Raw genomic sequence first — 18,970 nt, forward strand, 5'->3', positions numbered from 1 at the left:
AATTATGAGTACAATCACAGCTCAAGCTAATAATAATAGCGATTTCAAAAAAATCCTAAGTACCATGAAAGGTCACCTTTTATTCGGTACTTCTCACATGCTTCCATTTATCGTTGCGGGTGGTGTACTACTGGCGCTGGCGGTAATGGCATCAGGTAAAGGTGCGGTTCCTGCGGACGGTTTATTGGCTGATATTTCTAATATCGGTATTAAAGGTCTGGTGCTGTTCCCAATTATTCTTGGTGGCTTCATCGGTTACTCAATTGCAGACAAACCAGCACTAGCACCAGCGATGATCTCTTCTGGCATCATGGCTGACATGGGCGGCGGCTTCCTTGGTTGTATCGTAGCGGGTTTCATCGCAGGTGGTGTGGTATTCCAACTTAAGAAGATCCCTCTTTCTGCTAACATGACTGCGTTGGGCGCTTACTTCATCTACCCTCTACTAGGTACGCTTATCTCTGCAGGTATCGTTCTATGGGGTATCGGTGAGCCAATCAAGATCTTCATGGCGTCTATGAACGAATTCCTAGCTTCTATGGCTGGCGCTTCTAAAGTGGTTCTAGGTACGATTCTTGGTGGTATGACTGCATTCGATATGGGTGGTCCAATCAACAAAGTAGCAACGCTATTTGCTCAAACTCAAGTTGATACTCAACCATGGCTAATGGGTGGTGTTGGTATCGCAATCTGTACGCCTCCTCTAGGTATGGCGCTAGCAACATTCCTATTCAAGAAGAAGTTCACTAAGCAAGAGCAAGAAGCGGGTAAAGCAGCAGCAATCATGGGTTCTATCGGTATCTCTGAAGGTGCTATCCCATTCGCAGCAAACGACCCAGTACGCGTTCTTCCTTCAATCGTTGCTGGCGGTATCGTTGGCTGTGTGTTCGGCTTCCTAACAGACGTACTACTACACGCACCATGGGGCGGTCTAATCACAGCTCCTGTATCAAGCAACATCCCAATGTACGTTGTGGGTATCGCACTAGGCTCACTAACAACAGCAGTTATCGTTGGCTTCTGGAAACCAGTTGCTGAAGAAGAAGCTGAAGACGAAATCGTTGAAGCAGCACCTGCACAAGCTCAAGCGGCTCCAGCAGCAGGCGAAGGCGAGTACGACATCGTAGCAGTAACATGTTGCCCATCTGGCGTAGCACACACATTCATGGCAGCAAAAGCACTAGAGAAAGCAGGTGCGGCAGCTGGTCTGAAAATCAAAGTAGAAACTCAAGGTCAAAACGGTATCCAGAACCGCATCACTGACCTAGATGTAGCAAACGCGAAGCTGGTTATTCTAGCTCACGATATCCAAGTAAAAGACGCTCACCGCTTTGCAAAAGCAAACGTTGTTGAGTGTTCAACGAAAGAAGCGATGCGTAACGCAGCGACTCTTGTGAAAGCTTAAACCTTAAGCTCCTCCCCCTAAGAGCCCTTTCCCCCAAAGGGCTCTATTTCAAGTTTTTAAGTTTTAGTAATACCCCTGATTTTTTTAATTATATAACCCTACAATTTACAAGGCTTTAAAAATGAAATTCAAACCTTCCCTACTCGCTTGCGCAGTTCTCAGTGGTCTAGTCGGTCTGACTGGCTGTAACGACGACACCACCAACATTTATGAAGGCGGTGATACCAACCCTGCACTGCCGGATATCCCTGACGGCGGCAAGCCAGTATGTCCTCCAGTTGGCGATGGCGACTGCGATGACAAGCCAAACCCAGAAACACCTGAAATCGACATGGGCGTTCACATCCCAGTAGATTTCGCCGATATGGACGTAACACGCTACGTCAACCCATTCATCGGCACAGGTAACCTAGGCAACACCTACCCTGGAGCAACCACACCACACGGCATGGTGCAGCTTTCTCCAAACAACGGTTCTAACGGCTGGGAATACATTTCAGGCTACTACTACCACGACGCACGTACTTCCGGTTTCTCTCATACCCACCTTTCCGGAGCAGGTGCTGGCGACTTGAACGACATTCTCGTCATGCCAATCAACTCGCGTTCGGATTACATGATTGATGAAGGTTCGGCAACGCTAAACCTAGAAGCGTCTCGCTTCCAACATCGTGACGAGCAAGCGACGGCAGGCTACTACAAAGTCGATCTATTGGATTACGACATCAAAGCCGAGTTGACGGCATCTGATCGCGTTGGTGTCCACCGTTACACCTTCCCTCGTGATGAGAAGTCAGAAATCATCGTGAACACTGGCTTCAAAATTAACTGGGACTACACCTCAGATTCTTACTTGAAATGGGACAAAGACAATAACCGTCTAGAAGGTCACCGTTTCTCAGATGGTTGGGCACCAAGCCAAAAAGAATTCTTCGTGATGGAGTTCGACCAACCAATCAAAAACGTTCGCTTTGCTTACTATGATAAAGAGCAAGGTCGTTACATGGACGTGCCAGAAGGCATTACAGAAATCGGTAACGAAACACGCGGCAAGTACCAATACGCGCGCGCTTACGTTGAGTTCGACACATCCAAAGACGGCTTAACGGTTGAAGCGAAACTGGCGCTATCAAACGTTGAAATCGGCGAGAACGGCAAGTCAGGTGCTTCTCTTAACATGACAGAAGTTGCTGGCATGAACTTCGACCAAGTACGCGAAGCGGCAACGAAGAAATGGGAAGACGAACTCGGCAAGATCCAAGTCTCTGGCGATGAAGATTACAAACAGACGTTCTACACCGCGATGTACCACTCGTACCTAGGTCAAACCATTCACTCTGACTTAGATGGTCGCTACCGCCAAGTTCACCAAGGTCGTAACGCTTACCCAGATGGCAACACACCTTGGGGCGATAAGATTGATACGCTGAAAGAGTCGATCCGCACTGCCGATGCCAACAAAGATGGTAAAGCAGACTTCACGCGCTACGACACTTTCTCGTTATGGGATACCTACCGCGCAGTTCAACCGCTGTCTTCGATTCTTGAGCCAGACCGCTTAGCAGACGTTGTGCTGTCTATGCTGTCTTACGCCGAAGAAGAATGGGTGGATGACAAAGGCAACGTGCGCAAAGGTCGCCTGCCTGAGTGGACATTCAAAGGCAACGAAACAGGCATGATGATGGGCATGCACTCAACGCCTGTGATTCATGATGTGTTGTCGAAAGGCTCACTAGAAAAACGCATGATCGATCTTGGCTTCACAGAAGCAGAGCGCAAAGACGTAAAAGAACGTTTAGTTGAAGCAATGATCACTGACGCGCGCGCCGCAACGAGCCAAGGCGTAGCATGGATCAAAGAGTACGAAGAACAAGGTTACGTGCCAGCGCAATTGCACGACACTCCACCAGATTCTTACGGCGGTCACTCACCATTTAAAGACTCTTGGACAGCATCTTACTCGCTTGAATACTCAATGAACGACTGGGCAATCGCGCAATCGATCAAAGAAGTATTTGGTGAAGAAGATCCACGCTACACCGAGTTCGCTAACCGTTCTAAAAACTGGCAAGCGCAATTCGACTTCGGTGGTAAGCAATACCAAGGTTGGTTCAAAGCCCGTGACTACGATGGCGAGTTTATCGATGCAGGTTGGGTAGACCCAATCACTGGTCGCGCGGTTGGTAAAGACTGGCGTCCAGACATGTTTAACTGGGCATTCTCTGAATCGAATGGCTGGCAATACTCGTTCAGTGTTCAGCACGACATTCATGGCTTGATTGACCTGATGACACGCTTCGACAAAACACAAAACCCTGAAGCAGAACGCGGAGACTTGTTCGCAGCACGCTTGGATGAGTACTGGTCAACCTACCCAGATCGCAACGCAGGCGACAACCAATTCCCAGTGTTCAACACAGGTAACGTTGGTCAGCACGTGCAAGGTAACGAACCAGATATCCACGTTCCGTACTTGTACAACTACGTCGGTCAACCTTGGAAAGGTCAGGCAGCCATCGCCGCAGCAACCAACATTTGCTACAAGAACACCGCTGACGGCATTTGTGGTAACGACGACTTCGGTACGCTCTCTGCGTGGTTCGTGTTCCGTGCGCTTGGCTTCTACCCAGTGAATGCTTCTTCTGGCATCTACGAAATCGGTACTCCGCTGTTTGAAAGCGCGTCTATCGATGTCGGCAACAACCAGAAGTTCACGGTTACCGCGAAGAACGTTAGCCGCGAAAACATCTTCATTCAATCGGCTCGCTACAACGGCAAAGACTTCAACCGTACTTACCTGACTCATGACGAAATCATGTACGGCGGTGAGCTGGAGTTCGTGATGGGCGACAAACCAAATCAACGTTGGGGCTCTTTAGAGCAAGATCTTCCACCAGCACAAGGCATCGGTGAGTTCTTGCATGAGGACGAGATGCCAGCAGGTTCTCGTTAATCCCAATAGTGACAACTCAGCCGGGAGAGCACATCTCCCGGCTATCCCTACAAGAAAATTTTATAAGCAGTCCTTTAGAAACAGTCTCTTATAAACACTTTTTATATACGAATAACGACAAAACGGTATGCACATGTTTAAACGTAATCTTATCTCTTTGGCTATCCTGGTTGGTCTGACGGGTGGCTTGGCTGGCTGTAACAGCGACAACGATTCTTCCTCTTCACTGCCGGGCGATCCAATTGTTGATCTCGCGGTGTTGAAATACGTCGATCCTATGATCGGCACAGCAGCTTCTGGTCATACATTCCCGGGCGCGACGGTACCGGCAGGTATGGTTCAACTGTCTCCAGATACTTTCATCGGTTCTAACACAGACCATGAATCAGGACTTAACCCTTGGCACTCGGCATCTGGCTACTGGGATTCATCCAACTACGAAACTGGCGAAGTGGTTAACACTGACGTTCCGCTGTACGGCTTCTCACATACTCACCTTTCAGGTACAGGCGCAACGGACTTAGGCGACATCTTGGTTCTGCCATACGCAGACATGGCGAACACACAACTGAACTCTTTCGACAAAGCCAATGAAGAAGCAAGCGCAGGCTACTACAAAACCAAGCTAAACCAAGGTCAAATCGAAGTAGAACTGAGCGCAACCAAACGCGTTGGTTTGCACAAATACACTTTTGCCGAAGGCGCGGACCGTAACGTGAAGTTCGATTTGGGTCATACCCTAATGAACAACAACGGCAAGTCTTTGAAGAACAAAGTAGAAGTGGTGGACGAATACACCATTCGCGGTCGTAAAACCTCAACAGGCTGGTTCCAAGGGCAAGATCACCAAGGTCAAGACATCTTCTTCTACGCGAAATTCAACCAACCAATCGCCAAAGCACTATTGGGTGAACAAGACAAAGAACCAACGCGCGAAATGCGTAATGGTGCGGTTTACTCAGGCGATGACCTGACCGCTTACCTAAACTTCGGCACAGGCGAACAGTCAATTGAGATCCGCGTGGGTATCTCTCCTGTTAACTGGCAAGGCGCACAGAAAAACTTAGAAGCGGAAGCACCAAGTTTCGACCTAGCAAAAGTAAAAGAAGACGCGGAATACGCGTGGGCTGAGAAGCTCGCAAAAATCAAAGTAGAAGGCGGCACTGACGCAGAGAAAACCAACTTCTACACTGGCATGTACCACATGATGATCGCACCAATCGAGTTCTACGATGTGGATGGTCAATACGTGGATATGCTTGGCACAGTGCGCACACTGAAAGATGGCGACACACCAAACTACTCGATTTACTCAACGTGGGATACGTTCCGCGCGGTTCACCCAATGTGGACCATCATCGACCCAGACCAAGCAACGCTATACGTGAAAGACTTGATTCGTAAATCCAACGACGAGTTTGGTCTATTGCCGAAATGGGAAGGTCACGGCTCAGAGACAGGCACCATGATCGGCTACCCATCGGCAGCGATTCTGGGCGATGCAGTAACCAAAGGCTTGATTGATGCAGAGCAAGCTTACACCGCATCAGTAAAATCAGCACGCTACACACCGCATGAGTACCCACAGATTCATGACGACATCCTAAGCTCACTCATGGCAGGTCAGTTGAACTACCACGAGAAAGAACAGTGTGTTCGTTACCCGAACTGGAACTCAGTATCGTACTCGTTGGAATTCTCATTCTACGATTGGACGATCGCAGAAATGGCGAAAGCCGCTGGCGATATGGACGCGTATGAAGAGTTCAAAGCTCGTTCTTACAACTCTTTGAAACACTGGGATGCAGAAGCAGGTAACGCAGACGGCACGGGCTTCTTCGTACCAACAGAGCTGAAAGAAGGCGACCCATGTGCGCTGAAATACGCTTCAACTGACTTCGACCCATACAAGTCTGACGCGTTCTACTACACAGAGGGTAACGCGTGGCAGTGGCAATGGGCGTTCATGCAAGACTTGGACAAACTGACTGAAATCATGGGCGGCACTCAAGGTCTAAACGACAAGCTGAACAACCTATTTACTGCTGATCCAAATGGCGGCGAAGCGCACCAAGACATGACAGGCTACATCGGTCAGTACATTCACGGTAATGAGCCTTCGCACCACGTTATCTACTTGTACAACCGCACTGAAGAGTCTTACAAGGCGCAGGAATACCTAGACCAAGTTTACGACCAGTTCTACAAACCGACACCAGACGGCATCATCGGTAACGAAGACGTAGGTCAAATGTCAGCGTGGTACTTGATGTCAGCACTGGGCTTCTACCAAATCTCGCCAACCGATCCAACCTACAGCATCGGTCGTCCAATCTTCGACAAAGCGACGGTAGACATCGGCTCTGGCACGTTCACGGTAACGGCTGAAAACAACGGTCCAGACAACATGTACATCAAAGAAGTAACCATCAACGGTAAGCCTCTGGATGTGTACAACACCTTCCAGCACAGCGAATTCAAAGCAGGCGGCGAACTGCACTTCGTGATGACGGCTGACAAGTCTGAAGCAATGCAAGCCAACCTAGGCGAATAATGATTTTGAGGGGACCTCGTGTCCCCTTTTCTCGTGGAATAAAAACAATGAAACTAAAAAGAACCCTACTCTCTACCGCAGTGTTAACCGCCATGCTTGGTCTTGCTGGTTGTGGCAGCGACTCTGATCCAGAAACTCCAGTTATCTCTACCCCTACTTTGGAATTCGTTGATACCTTGATCGGCACTAAAGGTCTTGGCAACGTCAACCCATCTCCAGTTATGCCAGAAGGTATGATTCAACCGTCACCAGATAACTTCGATCCAAACGGTTGGAATGGCAAAGGCTCGCCTGTCGAATACGACCCAGTACACAGCTTGCTTTCTGGCTTCTCAATGACCCACATTTCTGGCGCAGGTAAAGGCGACCTAAACGACTTCGCTTTCTTGCCATACACAGGCTTCAATACCGATGCCGTAACCATGGATAAAAGCTCGGAAGTGGCAGAGGTTGGTTACTACTCGGTTGACCTTGTAGAAACTGGCGTAAAAGCCGAGCTTTCAGCAACCGACCGCGTAGCGTTCCAACGTTACACTTTCAAGCCGGGTGAAGATCGTAAAGTACGTATCGATCTTCAACACGAACTGTTGGAGCAATACGGCAACCACTCTCGCAGCATCTACTACAAACGCGTTAACGACACCACCGTCGTAGGCGCGCGTACCTCAAACGAATGGGGTCAATGGCAAACCGTGTTCTTCGCGGCAGAATTCTCTGATCCAATAATTGAAGAGAACCTATACACCAAGCTGGCTTCTGAAAGCAAATTGACTCCAACTGACGCTACCGAAGTCGGCTTAGAAGATTACCGCGGTTACGCAGAACACAAACCAATGCCGGGCGAACCAGAACCTGACCCAGAACGTTTGGCAAAACGCGCAAACGATGTCCTGACGCATTTGAACTTTGGTAAGAGCGATGATCCATTGGTGGTCAAAGTAGCGATTTCTGGCACTGGCGTTGACGGCGCACTGAAAAACCTAGAAGCAGACACCAACGGCTGGGATTTCGACAACGTCGTACAACAAAACCGCGTGGCTTGGGAAAACATCCTTGGCGAGTTTGAACTGGAAGGCGGCAACAAAGCCGACAAGACCATGTTCTACACCTCGCTCTACCGTACGTTTGTTGCTCCATTCGTATACCAAGACGTGGATGGCAAATACCGTGGCATGGATGGCAAAGTGCACCAAGCAGAAGATGGCTTAGTGAACTACTCAGTGTACTCAATGTGGGATACGTTCCGCGCCGCACACCCACTGAAAACCATCATCGATAAAGACCGCGCGATTGAACACGCACGCGATCTATTGAACAAATACCAAACGGGCGGCGTGCTGCCAAAATGGGAACTGCACTCGGATTACACTGGTGAAATGGTCGGTCATCCTGCGGTTTCGGTTATTGCCGATATCATGGTCAAACACCCAGAAGCCTTTACCGCAGCTGAGTTTGATTTGGCGTTGAAAGCCGCTGACGAAACGGTCAACTTCAATCTTGATAAAACTGAAAGCTGGGTGCCTTACCAAGATGCTTGGAACGGTGACAAACGCTTCACGGTCATGACGCGTCACAACGACTACCAAGAAGACGTCGGCTTTATTCCAGCCAATACCAAATGGGCGCCGGACTCTGGCGACAAACCGAATTATGTGGAAGGCTTGAAAGTCGACAAATACGACGAACTCGTGAACGAATCGGTGTCTTACGGTCTTGAGAATGCTTACTACGACTGGTGTATCGCTCAGATCGCTAAACTTGCAGGCAACGACCAGCAGTACGACCGCTACATGGCGCGCTCTGAATCGTTCAAGAACTACTTCGATTACAACCCAGAGCAATACGGCAAACTGCAAGACACCAAAGGCAACGCATTGGGTGCAACGGGCTTTATGCGTCCGGCTTACATGAACAGCGGCAGCAAGGTTTGGGCAAACAACCTGAAAGCCGAATGTTTGGACGAGAACATGGCGCTGTCTATCCCAGACGGTATGGACTACAACGCGTGTAAAGACCGCAAAGCACTCAACGAAAGTGACGTGTTCTGGCCTTACCGCGCCGAGCACCGTGGTGAAGACTTCACCGAAGGCAATACATGGCAATGGACATGGTTTGCACCGCACAACTTGAACGGTCTGGCTAACGTGATGGGCGGTGAGCACATCGACCGTACTGACTTCTCTCTTCCTGAAGACGTAACCGAACAAGGCAAAGCGGCATTCTTAGCCAACTTGAATGCGCTGTTTAATGCGGACTCCAACGCCGATACAAGCCAATCACACGACATGTCTGGCTACATCGGTCAGTTCGTGATGGGTAACGAGCCAGATCATCACGTGCCTTACCTATACAACTGGACAGCAGAGCCATGGAAGACACAAGAAATCGTCGACCAAGCGATGAACGAGTTCTACCACCCAACCCATGAAGGTCTGATTGGTAACGAAGACGTCGGTCAAATGTCGGCGTGGTATGTGATGTCTGCATTGGGCTTCTACCAAGTTACTCCGGGTGAAGCAAGCTACACCATCGGTCGTCCTTTGTTCGACAAAGCCGTGATTCCAGTCGCGGACGGTAAATTCACCATCACCTCAGAAAATAACAGCCAAGAGAGCATCTACGTGAAGTCGGTGACCATCAACGGCAAACAATTGAGTGACAACTTCAGCTTCGCGCACAGCGATTTGAAAGACGGTGGTGAACTGCATTTCGTTATGACTTCAGACAAATCTGAAGCGATGAAAGCGCAATAACCGACACCTATCCAAATAACGAAAGGGGGCATCTAGCCCCCTAAAAAACTTCACTTCAGTGGAACCATAAAAATGAAACTAAAAAGAACCCTTATCTCTACCGCTATACTCGCTGCCATGTTTGGTCTTGCTGGTTGTAACAGTGATGACGACAACAGCAAATCTGGTACTCCATCCCTCGACACTACGCTAACCCAATACGTCAACCCATTGATTGGTACAGGCGCAGATGGCCACACCTTCCCAGGGGCGGTTGTGCCTTACGGTTTAGTGCAACTTTCTCCTGATACCGAAATGGAAGGCTGGGGCTCTGCCGCAGGTTACTTCGACCACGGCAAACTGACTGAAATCCCAGTGTATGGCTTCTCCCACACTCACCTTTCTGGCACAGGCATTACCGACCTTGGCGATATCTTAGTTCTGCCTTTCACTAAGAAAGAAAACGCCGTTTTCAATACCTTCGATAAAGACAACGAAACCGCAGAAGCGGGTTACTACGCGGTTGAACTGAACAAAGGCGAAATCAAAGCTGAACTAACTACCACGCAACGTGTTGGCTTCCACCGCTACACCTTCAAAGAAGGCACCACGCCACACATCAAGTTCGATTTAGACCACACTCTCAACAAAGGTCACTTCAACAACCGCACCATGAAGGGTGATTTAGAGTTCATCGACGCTTACACCATTCGCGGTTTACGTAGCTCGAACGGTTGGGCGAACAACCAACACGTCTACTTCTACGCCACCTTCAACCAACCTATCGTCAAAGCCATTGCTCTAGTTGACGGCGCAGAAACGGAAATCGATGTAAACAACGACAACATCGACGCAGTGAAAACCATCGCTTACCTAGAATTCGCACCATCATCAACACCGCTAGAAATCCAAGTAGGCTTGTCACCAACAGGCACAGAAGGTGCAGAGAAAAACCTAGAAGCAGAAGCGAAAGACGTGTCATTTGATACTGCGCGCGCTCAAGCCAACGACGCATGGCACCAAGAGCTTAGCCGCATGATGGTATCTGGCGGCACGGAAGATCAGAAAGAGATCTTCTACACCGCGCTTTACCACGCTTCTATTGCTCCAATGATTTTCCAAGATGTCGACGGCCAATACCCTGCGATGCGTACTCGCATTCAAAAAGACGCGGGCGACACACCAAACTACTCCGTGTACTCCATGTGGGATACTTTCCGTGCAGCGCATCCACTGAAAACCATCATCGATCCGGAACGCGCCGAAGAGTTTGCCAACGACCTGATTCGTAAATACGAAGACGGTGGCATCTTGCCGAAATGGGAACTGCACAGCCACTACACGGGCACTATGATCGGCTTCCCTGCGGTTTCTATCATTGCTGACGCGATGGCAAAAGGCTTAGACATCGACCCACAACTTGCCAAAGAAGCGGCTGAGTTTACGGTGCGTTACCACGAGGCGTCTGAATTCCCAGATTGGACGGAAGACAACAACATCGACGCAGCAAACGTTGTGCAAGTGAAAGTGTACGAAGAAAACGGCTTTGTTCATCATGGCTACTGGAACAGTGCATCTTACACGCTTGAGTTTGCTTACGGTGACTGGGCAATGGCAGAAATCGCACGCATGGCTGGCGATGTAAAACTGCAAGAAGAGTTTATGACTCGTGCCGACAACTGGCTTAACCATTGGGATGCAGAGACAGGCTTCTTACGTCCGAAAAACCACCCGCTTAGCTCATCACCAAACAAACCACCTTTGGAGTTCAACCAACCAATTGATGAAGAGCGTTTGGATGAGTGTGAAATGGTTGAGTGGCCAGAAGGCTCTGGCGTGATGAAAGAGAAATGCCCGCTGCTACCGTTTGACCCTTACTACGTGGACGAGTTTGCCTACACCGAAGGAAACGCGTGGCAATGGAAGTTCCAACCAATGCACGATTTCAACCGCCTGAAACAAGAAATCTACCAAGCAGACTTGGCGCAAGGCAAAGACACCACGCCTGAGAAAGCGTTCCGTGAAGACTTGGACGAGTTATTCAATGCGCGTTCTTCAAACACAGGTGAAGAACTGCCAGACCTAACGGGTTACATCGGTCAGTACATGCACGGTAACGAGCCATCGCACCACATTCCTTACCTATACGCGCTAACGGATGAGCCATGGAAAGCGCAAGAGTACCTAGACCGCATCATGTCAGAGATGTACACCAGCGAGCCAACTGGCTTGATTGGCAACGAAGACGTGGGTCAGATGAGCTCTTGGTACTTGATGTCGGCAATGGGCTTCTACCAAGTGACGCCTGCGGATCCGGTCTACACCATCGGTCGCCCTATGTTTGATGAAATCACCATTCCAGTGGAAGGCGGCGAGTTCACAGTCATCGCAGACAACAACAGCCCACACAACAAGTACGTGAAGTCCGTAACCATCAACGGCAAACCGCTGGATGCCAACTTCACCTTCAAACACAGCGAAATCAAAGCGGGCGGCGAGCTTCACTTCGTCATGACGGGTGACAAGCAAGAAGCGCTTCAAGCTCAGTAACGTTTTATGTAATTCGTGTTTAAAGAATAAGCAGATAGATTAACTCAGTGGCAGGAAGTGAGGCGCTTCCTGCCTAAGGAATCAAGATTATGAACTTTACGAAAACCGCTATCGCCACCGCTGTGATTGCAAGTGTTATTGGTTTGGCTGGCTGCAACGATGACGACGATAACACCTCACCAAGCGTCGATACTTCCAACCTAAAATACGTCGACCCATTCATTGGTACTGGCTTTAACGGACACACCTTTCCGGGTCCTGTTGTGCCAGAAGGCATGGTGCAACTTTCTCCAGATACCGAGCTGATCGGCTGGCACTCTTCATCAGGTTACCACTTCGATAAAAAGACCCTATTTGGCTTCTCCCACACTCACCTATCTGGCACGGGTATGGGCGGCTTAGGTGACATTCTGTTCCTGCCGTTTACCGAAGATAAAGCTAAATACATCGAAGACAGCGACGACTACCGCGAAGCGATTTCAGTCAAAATGGACAAAACCTCTGAAGTAGCAGAAGCGGGTTACTACTCGGTGAAGATTGCTGAGAACGGTATCAAAGCTGAGCTTACAGCTTCTGAACGTGTCGGCTTCCACCGCTACACCTACCCACAAGGTCAACCACAACGTCTGAAGATAGACCTCAACTCCATCCTTAACAGTGACTGGGGTTCGACCTCTCTGCGCAACAAACTGACGGTGAGCGAAGACGGTCATACCATCACGGGCGAGCGCGATGCAGCACACTTCTCTGGCTGGGCAAAAAACCAAAAAATCTTCTTCTATGCGACTTTCGATAAGAAGATCAAAGACGTCTACATCCTTGCTAATGGTAAGCCTGTTGACGGCCTAACGGCAGAGCACGTTTCTGAATTGATTTATGATGACCAAGGTAATCCAGTTAAGCGTGTCAAAGCGGACGTCACTGCCTACATCGAATTTGAAGATGAAGGCTCACAAGAGCTGAATGCGCAAGTGGCGTTATCTGCGGTTGACCCTCAAGGTGCAGAAAACAACTACGATGCCGAAGCGAATGTCTCTTTCGATACTGCGCGCAACAACGCACGTGAGAAATGGGCAAAAGCACTCAACTTCTCTATCGAAGGTGGCACAGAAGATCAAAAAGAGATCTTCTACACTGCGCTTTACCACACCAAGATTGCGCCGATGGTGCATCAAGACGTGGATGGTCGATTCCGTGGCATGGGCAAAGGCTCAATTCGTGAAGGCGAAGGGGAATACTCCATCGCTTACGGTCAAGCAACGGAAGAACAACCAAACTTCTCGGTTTACTCTCTATGGGATACCCAACGTGCATTACACCCACTAAAAACCATCACTGAACCAACTCGCGCGGTGCAATACGCGAAGAACCTAGTTCAGAAGTACACTGAAAGCGGCTTGCTGCCGAAATGGGAGCACTTAGGTGACGAGACAGGCACCATGGTTGGCTACCCAGCGGTAGCAGTGATTGCGGATGCGATGACCAAATTCCCAGAAGAGTTTACTCAACAAGAGAAAGAGCTGGCGCTGAAAGCCGCGATCGACTCTTCAACTTACGACAACTACCCAGCACTGCAAGCCGATTGGGATCAAGGCGTATTGGATCGCACTTTAACCAAGCACATCGACTACATTGAGAAAAACGGCTTCACGCCTGCCATCCAACGTGTCGATGGTGAGCCAGTATTTGAAGACTACACGGTTGAGTCTGTTTCTTACGGTCTAGAAAACGCGTTCTACGATTGGGCCATCGCGCAAATCGCCAAAGCAGCCGGTGATACTCAAGCGGAAGAGCAATACCTTGAACGCTCGAAAGGCTACAAGAAGTACTTCGATTACAACCCAACGGAGTACGCAGAGCATGGCGTGACGGGCTTTATGCGTCCATTGATGATTGATGAAAACTTCATGACGCCATTCGACCCATACGGCACAGAACATGAGACAGGTAACTACACCGAAGGTAACGCATGGCAGTGGACTTGGTTTGTACCGCATGATATCGCGGGCTTAAAAACCATCATGGGTGGCGATGCTGAGTTCCAGAAAAACCTAGAAGCCACCTTCACAGCAGAAAGCCAAGGCACAGAAACACCGGATATGTCTGGTTTGATTGGTCAAGTTGCATTTGGTAACGAGCCTTCACACCACATTCCTTACCTATTCAACTGGACCGCAGAACCATGGAAGACGCAACAAGTCGTCGACCACATTCTTGATGACATGTACTTTGCAGCGCCAGAAGGCGTCATTGGTAACGAAGACGTAGGCGCGATGTCTGCTTGGTATGTGATGTCTGCACTAGGCTTCTACCAAGTGAACGCGGCAGAGCCTATCTACACTGTGGGTCGTCCGCTATTCGACAAAGCAGTGATTCCGGTGAAAGGCGGCACGTTCACCATCACCACAGAGAACAACGCCGATGACAACATGTACATCAAGTCTGTCACCATCAATGGCAAAGCGTTGGATAACGGTTTCTTCTTCGACCATTCCGAGTTCAAACCGGGTGGTGAGTTGCACTTCGTGATGACGGACGAGCAATCTGAAGCGATGAAAGCGCCTCAATAAGTCTCTACCACTCTTCCCTCTTCAAAGGTCAGTTCGCGAGAGCTGGCCTTTTGTTTTTAGCCTTTCACTTTCACTTTCACTTTCACTTTCACCAACACAAATGATCACTCTGCGACAATTAATCATAAGCTCAGTAAATTTATGTGATCCAATTCAAGCGAACGAAACGTTTGCTTTTTTAAAGTTGCCCCGTTTCGCGAAACCCAACATTCATTCGACTTAACCGGATCAGCTATGAACACATTTTCTAAAAAGCCGTTACTTTGCGCCTTGGCTGCAATTTCTATCGGTGCTTCATTTTCTTCATTTGCGGAAATTCGCAATGTCACGCTGCTGCACACCAACGACATCGAGAGCGTTTACGAACCTGTAGATGCCTTTTGGAATCCAGACATCTCACACATCGGTGGTATTCCTTATCTAGCCACCTTGATCAAACAAACCCGAGCGAAGGAAGAGACCAGTTTCTTGTTTGACGCGGGTGACATTTTCACGGGTTCACTTGCTAAGAAGACTCAAGGCAAACTCTCTTTCGATTTGTACAGCGCTATGGGCTACGACGCGATTACGCTCGGCAACCATGAATTTGAATACGGTTGGCAAACACTGAAAGAGAACATGCCGAGAGCGGCTTACCCAGTGCTGAACGCCAACATCAAATTCGAGCAAAACGATGCTCCATTTGCTTCGCCCTACACCATTATTGAGCGCGATGGCGTTCGTGTAGGCGTGATAGGTGTCATGGGCGTGGATGCGTTCTACAACACCATGTGGAAAGGCAATCGCAAGGGTTTAACCATTGATGATCCTATCGAAGTCACTCAATACTGGGTTGATAAGATTCGTGATGAAGTGGACATGATTGTCGTACTGACTCACCAAAACAAAACGGCGCCAATGCAAACCGACAAAGAAGCAGACCCAGAAGTGCAACGCGGTTTTGATGAAGACTACGACATGGCTGGCAAGCTAAAAGGTGTGGATGTGATCTTTGGTGGTCACTCAGACCATGGCTTGTGGAAGCCAGTTGTGCACCCGAAAACCGGCACCGTCATCGGTCTTACATTCGGTCAGGGCAAATACTTGGGTTACACCAAGTTTGCGGTGGATACAGAAAAGCACGACGTAAAACTGCTTGATGGCAAACTCATTCCTGTTGAATCCGACAAACTGGAACGAGACAAGAAAACCAGCGACCTTATCGCCAATGCACGCAGCAAATTCCCTGAGTTAAGCGAGCAACTGGCGACCATCAACGACACTGCTTACCGCCGTTACTACCGCGAATCAAACGTCGGCAACTTGGTGGCTGATATGATGCGTGAAGCTGCCAACGCCGATGTGGGTATGATCAGCTCTGGCAGTATTCGGGTCGACTTAAACAAAGGCCCAGTGACGATGGAAAACGTGATGGATCTTTTCCCATTCACGGATAAACTCTCGGTCGTGACACTGAGCGGTGAACAGCTCAAAGAACTGTTGGAATACAGCTACACCTTGCCTTACGGTCTGGCGCAATTCTCTGGTATCGAAGCGCGTTATGACAACGAAAAACCAGAGGGTCAACGCTTGGTGAGCCTAAATGTAAACGGCAAACCAGTGGACAATGCTGACTCATACAAAGTCGCGACTTACTCTTACGCTGCAAGTGGCGGTGACGGCTATCATGTGTTTGAGAAAGGTACGTTTGAATCAGAAGGCGATTCAGTAACACAAGTGTTGATTGACCAGTTCAAAGCGAAGAAGCAAGTGACCGTACCAGAACTCGGTCGCCAAGTAGACGTAAGCCAAAACTAAATCCATTACGGACTTAGCTCGGAGAATAAGCACCATGACATTTCGTCAAGAATACAATGGCTGTAAGTCGTTTGGTTGCGCCAATTGCGGCGTACCCGACTTGAGCTTGTATTCGCGCTCAAACCGACTCGGTTACGATGCGTGGCATTGTTCTGAGTGTGGTGCTTATCCTCCTGTTTTGGTGAACGAGCCCATTCTCGCGTTAGCCAATCAACTGGAACAGCACACTTTTAAACTCGATTTATTACCTCAATGCCATTGTTCAAAAGCATCTTGGCAACGTTTCGGACGCACAACCTCTGGCACCAAACGTGTGCAATGTCGGCAATGTAAAAAGACCGCAACGCTGATCAACGCAAGTAAAGCATCATCAAACCTGCAACCAATGCTGGAGGCTTTGATTTCTGGCGTTCCTCCCCAAGAACTGCAACAGGCTTTGGGGCTCAATCACCGCGCGTTTTCTCTGCGAATGGAACAATTGGCTGAGCTACTCAATACCTTCAGCCGTTTGTTTGAAGCGCAGCTTGATTTCTCAGTCCTACAAACTCGTTCGTTTCTTCAAGTCGCACGATCTGGATTTAGACACGATAGCCGCTCTCAAAGTAGCGCGCATATTTGGACACTATCGACGGCCGATGCCAAGACGGGATATGTACTGTTGATCAGTGATAACGCACTGATGGAGAAAGATTCGTTACCTGAAGAGGTGCAAGAGCAGAGCCGTTATAGACTCACCAAGAAAGAGCTCGCTCCTACAGAAAAAGACGTACTGCTTCAAGCGCAGAAGACGTACGACAAGATCTTAAATCGCAGCCAATTTGATCAACTCGGTTACTGCGATGCCCAACATGCCCAATCCAAGGAAGTGTTTCTAACGCGCCCTGTATTTGCCGCTCACGCCCACATGCAGAACTTAGCAAAGTATCTAAAATCTCAGCTACCAAAAGCTATATTGCTAGAGCATGAAAGCTTTATTCGCGGCGCTGCGATTACCGCATTTACACCAACTGTAATCAGTGGCAACACACATCTGTACTACTGCCATGTCGCCTCACGTAACGTGTACGACATTAACAACAGCGGTAAACAAAACATGAGTTGGTGGGATGAAACATGGCGACGAGTGAATATTGAAAATGCACTGAGCAAGTGGCAAATCGGCTTGGGTTTATTGACCAAAAAAGGCGAGCTCGATGCCGCCGCGATTCACTCCCTTTTCCCCACGCATCCAGATTGGAATTCGCGCTTCTGGCAACGCTATACCGAATGGCTCCAACCTAGCTACGCGTCTCACCTCAGTTTGGCTCGAATACAGCAATGGCAAATCATTTATCGCTTTTTGAACAATTTCACACTGTGCCAGCATGAAATCAAAATTGGATCTCGATTCATCGAACCAAACCAAGTTACTGACTTAGTTGACTTCATAAACCATCATTCACTAACAAGTGAACAATCATAAACATCTGATTAGAAATAATTTTTTATTGATAATAGCATTTTCATTTTTGGCTCTTTGTACAATGCCGTATTGCAGGTTAGAGAACTCTGTAATGTATAGTTTTCCGAATGATAAAAAGGACGAACTATCATGAAAGACTATGACGATGGCGGGCTTCAATTGGTTGACGAAGTCGTTGGCAAAGGCAAGCTGGCATTTATCAATAACATCCCATTTGACCAAAACCCCTACCCAATCGTGACTCTTGAATTCATGAGTTGGTGGTACGGCTGGTTGCTAGAAGAAGAACGCCAAACCATGGCTGCGTAACCCGCGTAATGACACCTTATTTCCACAATTAAACCGTTTCCAAGTTTACCTAATGCCAACAAGCGTCAGGTGCGCTTGCGGCTTTTTATTTTTTAAATACAGGTAGATATGGACATCAATACAACAATTAGAACCACAATCTTTACCCTATCGTTTATCACAACTTCATTCGCACTGTTTTTGAAGCATTCCCTCACCGAAGAACGAATGATGTTGTGCGCATTAGGAAATGATATTCCAGTGTTTGATAGCGAAGATTGCTTATTCTATTTTGAGACGTTTGGCGTTTCGCAAGATTTACTAAGCTTAGTCGAGTATCAATATGGTATTTCGTCGATTCTAAGTGGTGACAGTCATAGCCGCTTTCGTATGGCAAACACCTTAATCGCACATGGGTTTGACGTAAATTGGCTGAACGAAAGTAACAGTCCACCTCTGCACTCCGCCATCATTCATGATGATTTCGAAGCGTTTAAATGGCTAATGCAGCAAGGGGCAAACAAAGATCTTTATTGCCCAAAGGTAGGAAAGAACGCCACTGAGTTTTTGGATTGGATTTACACCGAGAACCCGACCGCCAATCGCGGCGCTATGTACGCGCTATTGCACTAGAGCAAAAACAAAGGGAGCCGCTCGCT

At 48.6% G+C, this 18,970-nt stretch carries 10 protein-coding genes; all 10 read left to right on the forward strand.

Annotated elements, in window-relative coordinates; genetic code table 11:
* Nucleotides 1–4: 4 nt before the first annotated feature.
* The 10 genes from H735_RS20645 (at nucleotide 5) to H735_RS20690 (ending at nucleotide 18,944) form a co-directional block, all read left to right on the forward strand.
* Nucleotides 5–1,405, forward strand: coding sequence for a PTS fructose transporter subunit IIBC (locus H735_RS20645; RefSeq protein WP_020196128.1), 1,401 nt, complete (start codon nucleotides 5–7; stop codon nucleotides 1,403–1,405).
* Nucleotides 1,406–1,526: 121 nt separating this feature from the next.
* Nucleotides 1,527–4,358, forward strand: a complete 2,832-nt coding sequence (locus H735_RS20650) for a GH92 family glycosyl hydrolase (protein ID WP_005429443.1) — start codon at nucleotides 1,527–1,529, stop codon at nucleotides 4,356–4,358.
* 133 nt (nucleotides 4,359–4,491) lie between these two features.
* On the forward strand, nucleotides 4,492–6,912 hold the full coding sequence (locus H735_RS20655; RefSeq protein WP_020196129.1) for a GH92 family glycosyl hydrolase: 2,421 nt from the start codon (nucleotides 4,492–4,494) through the stop codon (nucleotides 6,910–6,912).
* A 47-nt stretch (nucleotides 6,913–6,959) separates the two neighbouring features.
* The gene (locus H735_RS20660) at nucleotides 6,960–9,665 is read left to right on the forward strand and encodes a GH92 family glycosyl hydrolase (RefSeq protein WP_020196130.1); all 2,706 of its coding nucleotides are present in this window, start codon (nucleotides 6,960–6,962) and stop codon (nucleotides 9,663–9,665) included.
* A gap of 72 nt (nucleotides 9,666–9,737) precedes the next feature.
* Complete coding sequence (locus tag H735_RS20665) at nucleotides 9,738–12,194, forward strand: GH92 family glycosyl hydrolase (protein ID WP_020196131.1); 2,457 nt, start codon at nucleotides 9,738–9,740, stop codon at nucleotides 12,192–12,194.
* Nucleotides 12,195–12,283: 89 nt separating this feature from the next.
* Nucleotides 12,284–14,764 (forward strand): GH92 family glycosyl hydrolase, encoded by a 2,481-nt coding sequence (locus tag H735_RS20670; RefSeq protein WP_020196132.1) that lies wholly within the window; start codon nucleotides 12,284–12,286, stop codon nucleotides 14,762–14,764.
* A gap of 234 nt (nucleotides 14,765–14,998) precedes the next feature.
* The gene (locus H735_RS20675; protein ID WP_020196133.1) at nucleotides 14,999–16,561 is read left to right on the forward strand and encodes a bifunctional metallophosphatase/5'-nucleotidase; all 1,563 of its coding nucleotides are present in this window, start codon (nucleotides 14,999–15,001) and stop codon (nucleotides 16,559–16,561) included.
* Between the two features lie 34 nt (nucleotides 16,562–16,595).
* Entirely contained in the window at nucleotides 16,596–18,023 is a 1,428-nt protein-coding gene (locus tag H735_RS20680; protein ID WP_020196134.1) for a hypothetical protein, read from the forward strand.
* Between the two features lie 129 nt (nucleotides 18,024–18,152).
* Complete coding sequence (locus H735_RS20685) at nucleotides 18,153–18,332, forward strand: hypothetical protein (RefSeq protein WP_009706408.1); 180 nt, start codon at nucleotides 18,153–18,155, stop codon at nucleotides 18,330–18,332.
* A 108-nt stretch (nucleotides 18,333–18,440) separates the two neighbouring features.
* Nucleotides 18,441–18,944, forward strand: coding sequence for an ankyrin repeat domain-containing protein (locus H735_RS20690; protein WP_050567178.1), 504 nt, complete (start codon nucleotides 18,441–18,443; stop codon nucleotides 18,942–18,944).
* Nucleotides 18,945–18,970 lie beyond the last annotated feature (26 nt).

It is taken from the genome of Vibrio owensii CAIM 1854 = LMG 25443, assembly GCF_000817815.1.
Taxonomy (GTDB): Bacteria; Pseudomonadota; Gammaproteobacteria; order Enterobacterales; family Vibrionaceae; genus Vibrio; species Vibrio owensii.

Bases quoted from the DNA above. Each gene is read 5' to 3' on its own strand.
- H735_RS20645 (WP_020196128.1), top strand. From the start codon at position 5: ATGAGTACAATCACAGCTCAAGCTAATAATAATAGCGATTTCAAAAAA.
- H735_RS20650 (WP_005429443.1), top strand. From the start codon at position 1,527: ATGAAATTCAAACCTTCCCTACTCGCTTGCGCAGTTCTCAGTGGTCTA.
- H735_RS20655 (WP_020196129.1), top strand. From the start codon at position 4,492: ATGTTTAAACGTAATCTTATCTCTTTGGCTATCCTGGTTGGTCTGACG.
- H735_RS20660 (WP_020196130.1), top strand. From the start codon at position 6,960: ATGAAACTAAAAAGAACCCTACTCTCTACCGCAGTGTTAACCGCCATG.
- H735_RS20665 (WP_020196131.1), top strand. From the start codon at position 9,738: ATGAAACTAAAAAGAACCCTTATCTCTACCGCTATACTCGCTGCCATG.
- H735_RS20670 (WP_020196132.1), top strand. From the start codon at position 12,284: ATGAACTTTACGAAAACCGCTATCGCCACCGCTGTGATTGCAAGTGTT.
- H735_RS20675 (WP_020196133.1), top strand. From the start codon at position 14,999: ATGAACACATTTTCTAAAAAGCCGTTACTTTGCGCCTTGGCTGCAATT.
- H735_RS20680 (WP_020196134.1), top strand. From the start codon at position 16,596: ATGACATTTCGTCAAGAATACAATGGCTGTAAGTCGTTTGGTTGCGCC.
- H735_RS20685 (WP_009706408.1), top strand. From the start codon at position 18,153: ATGAAAGACTATGACGATGGCGGGCTTCAATTGGTTGACGAAGTCGTT.
- H735_RS20690 (WP_050567178.1), top strand. From the start codon at position 18,441: ATGGACATCAATACAACAATTAGAACCACAATCTTTACCCTATCGTTT.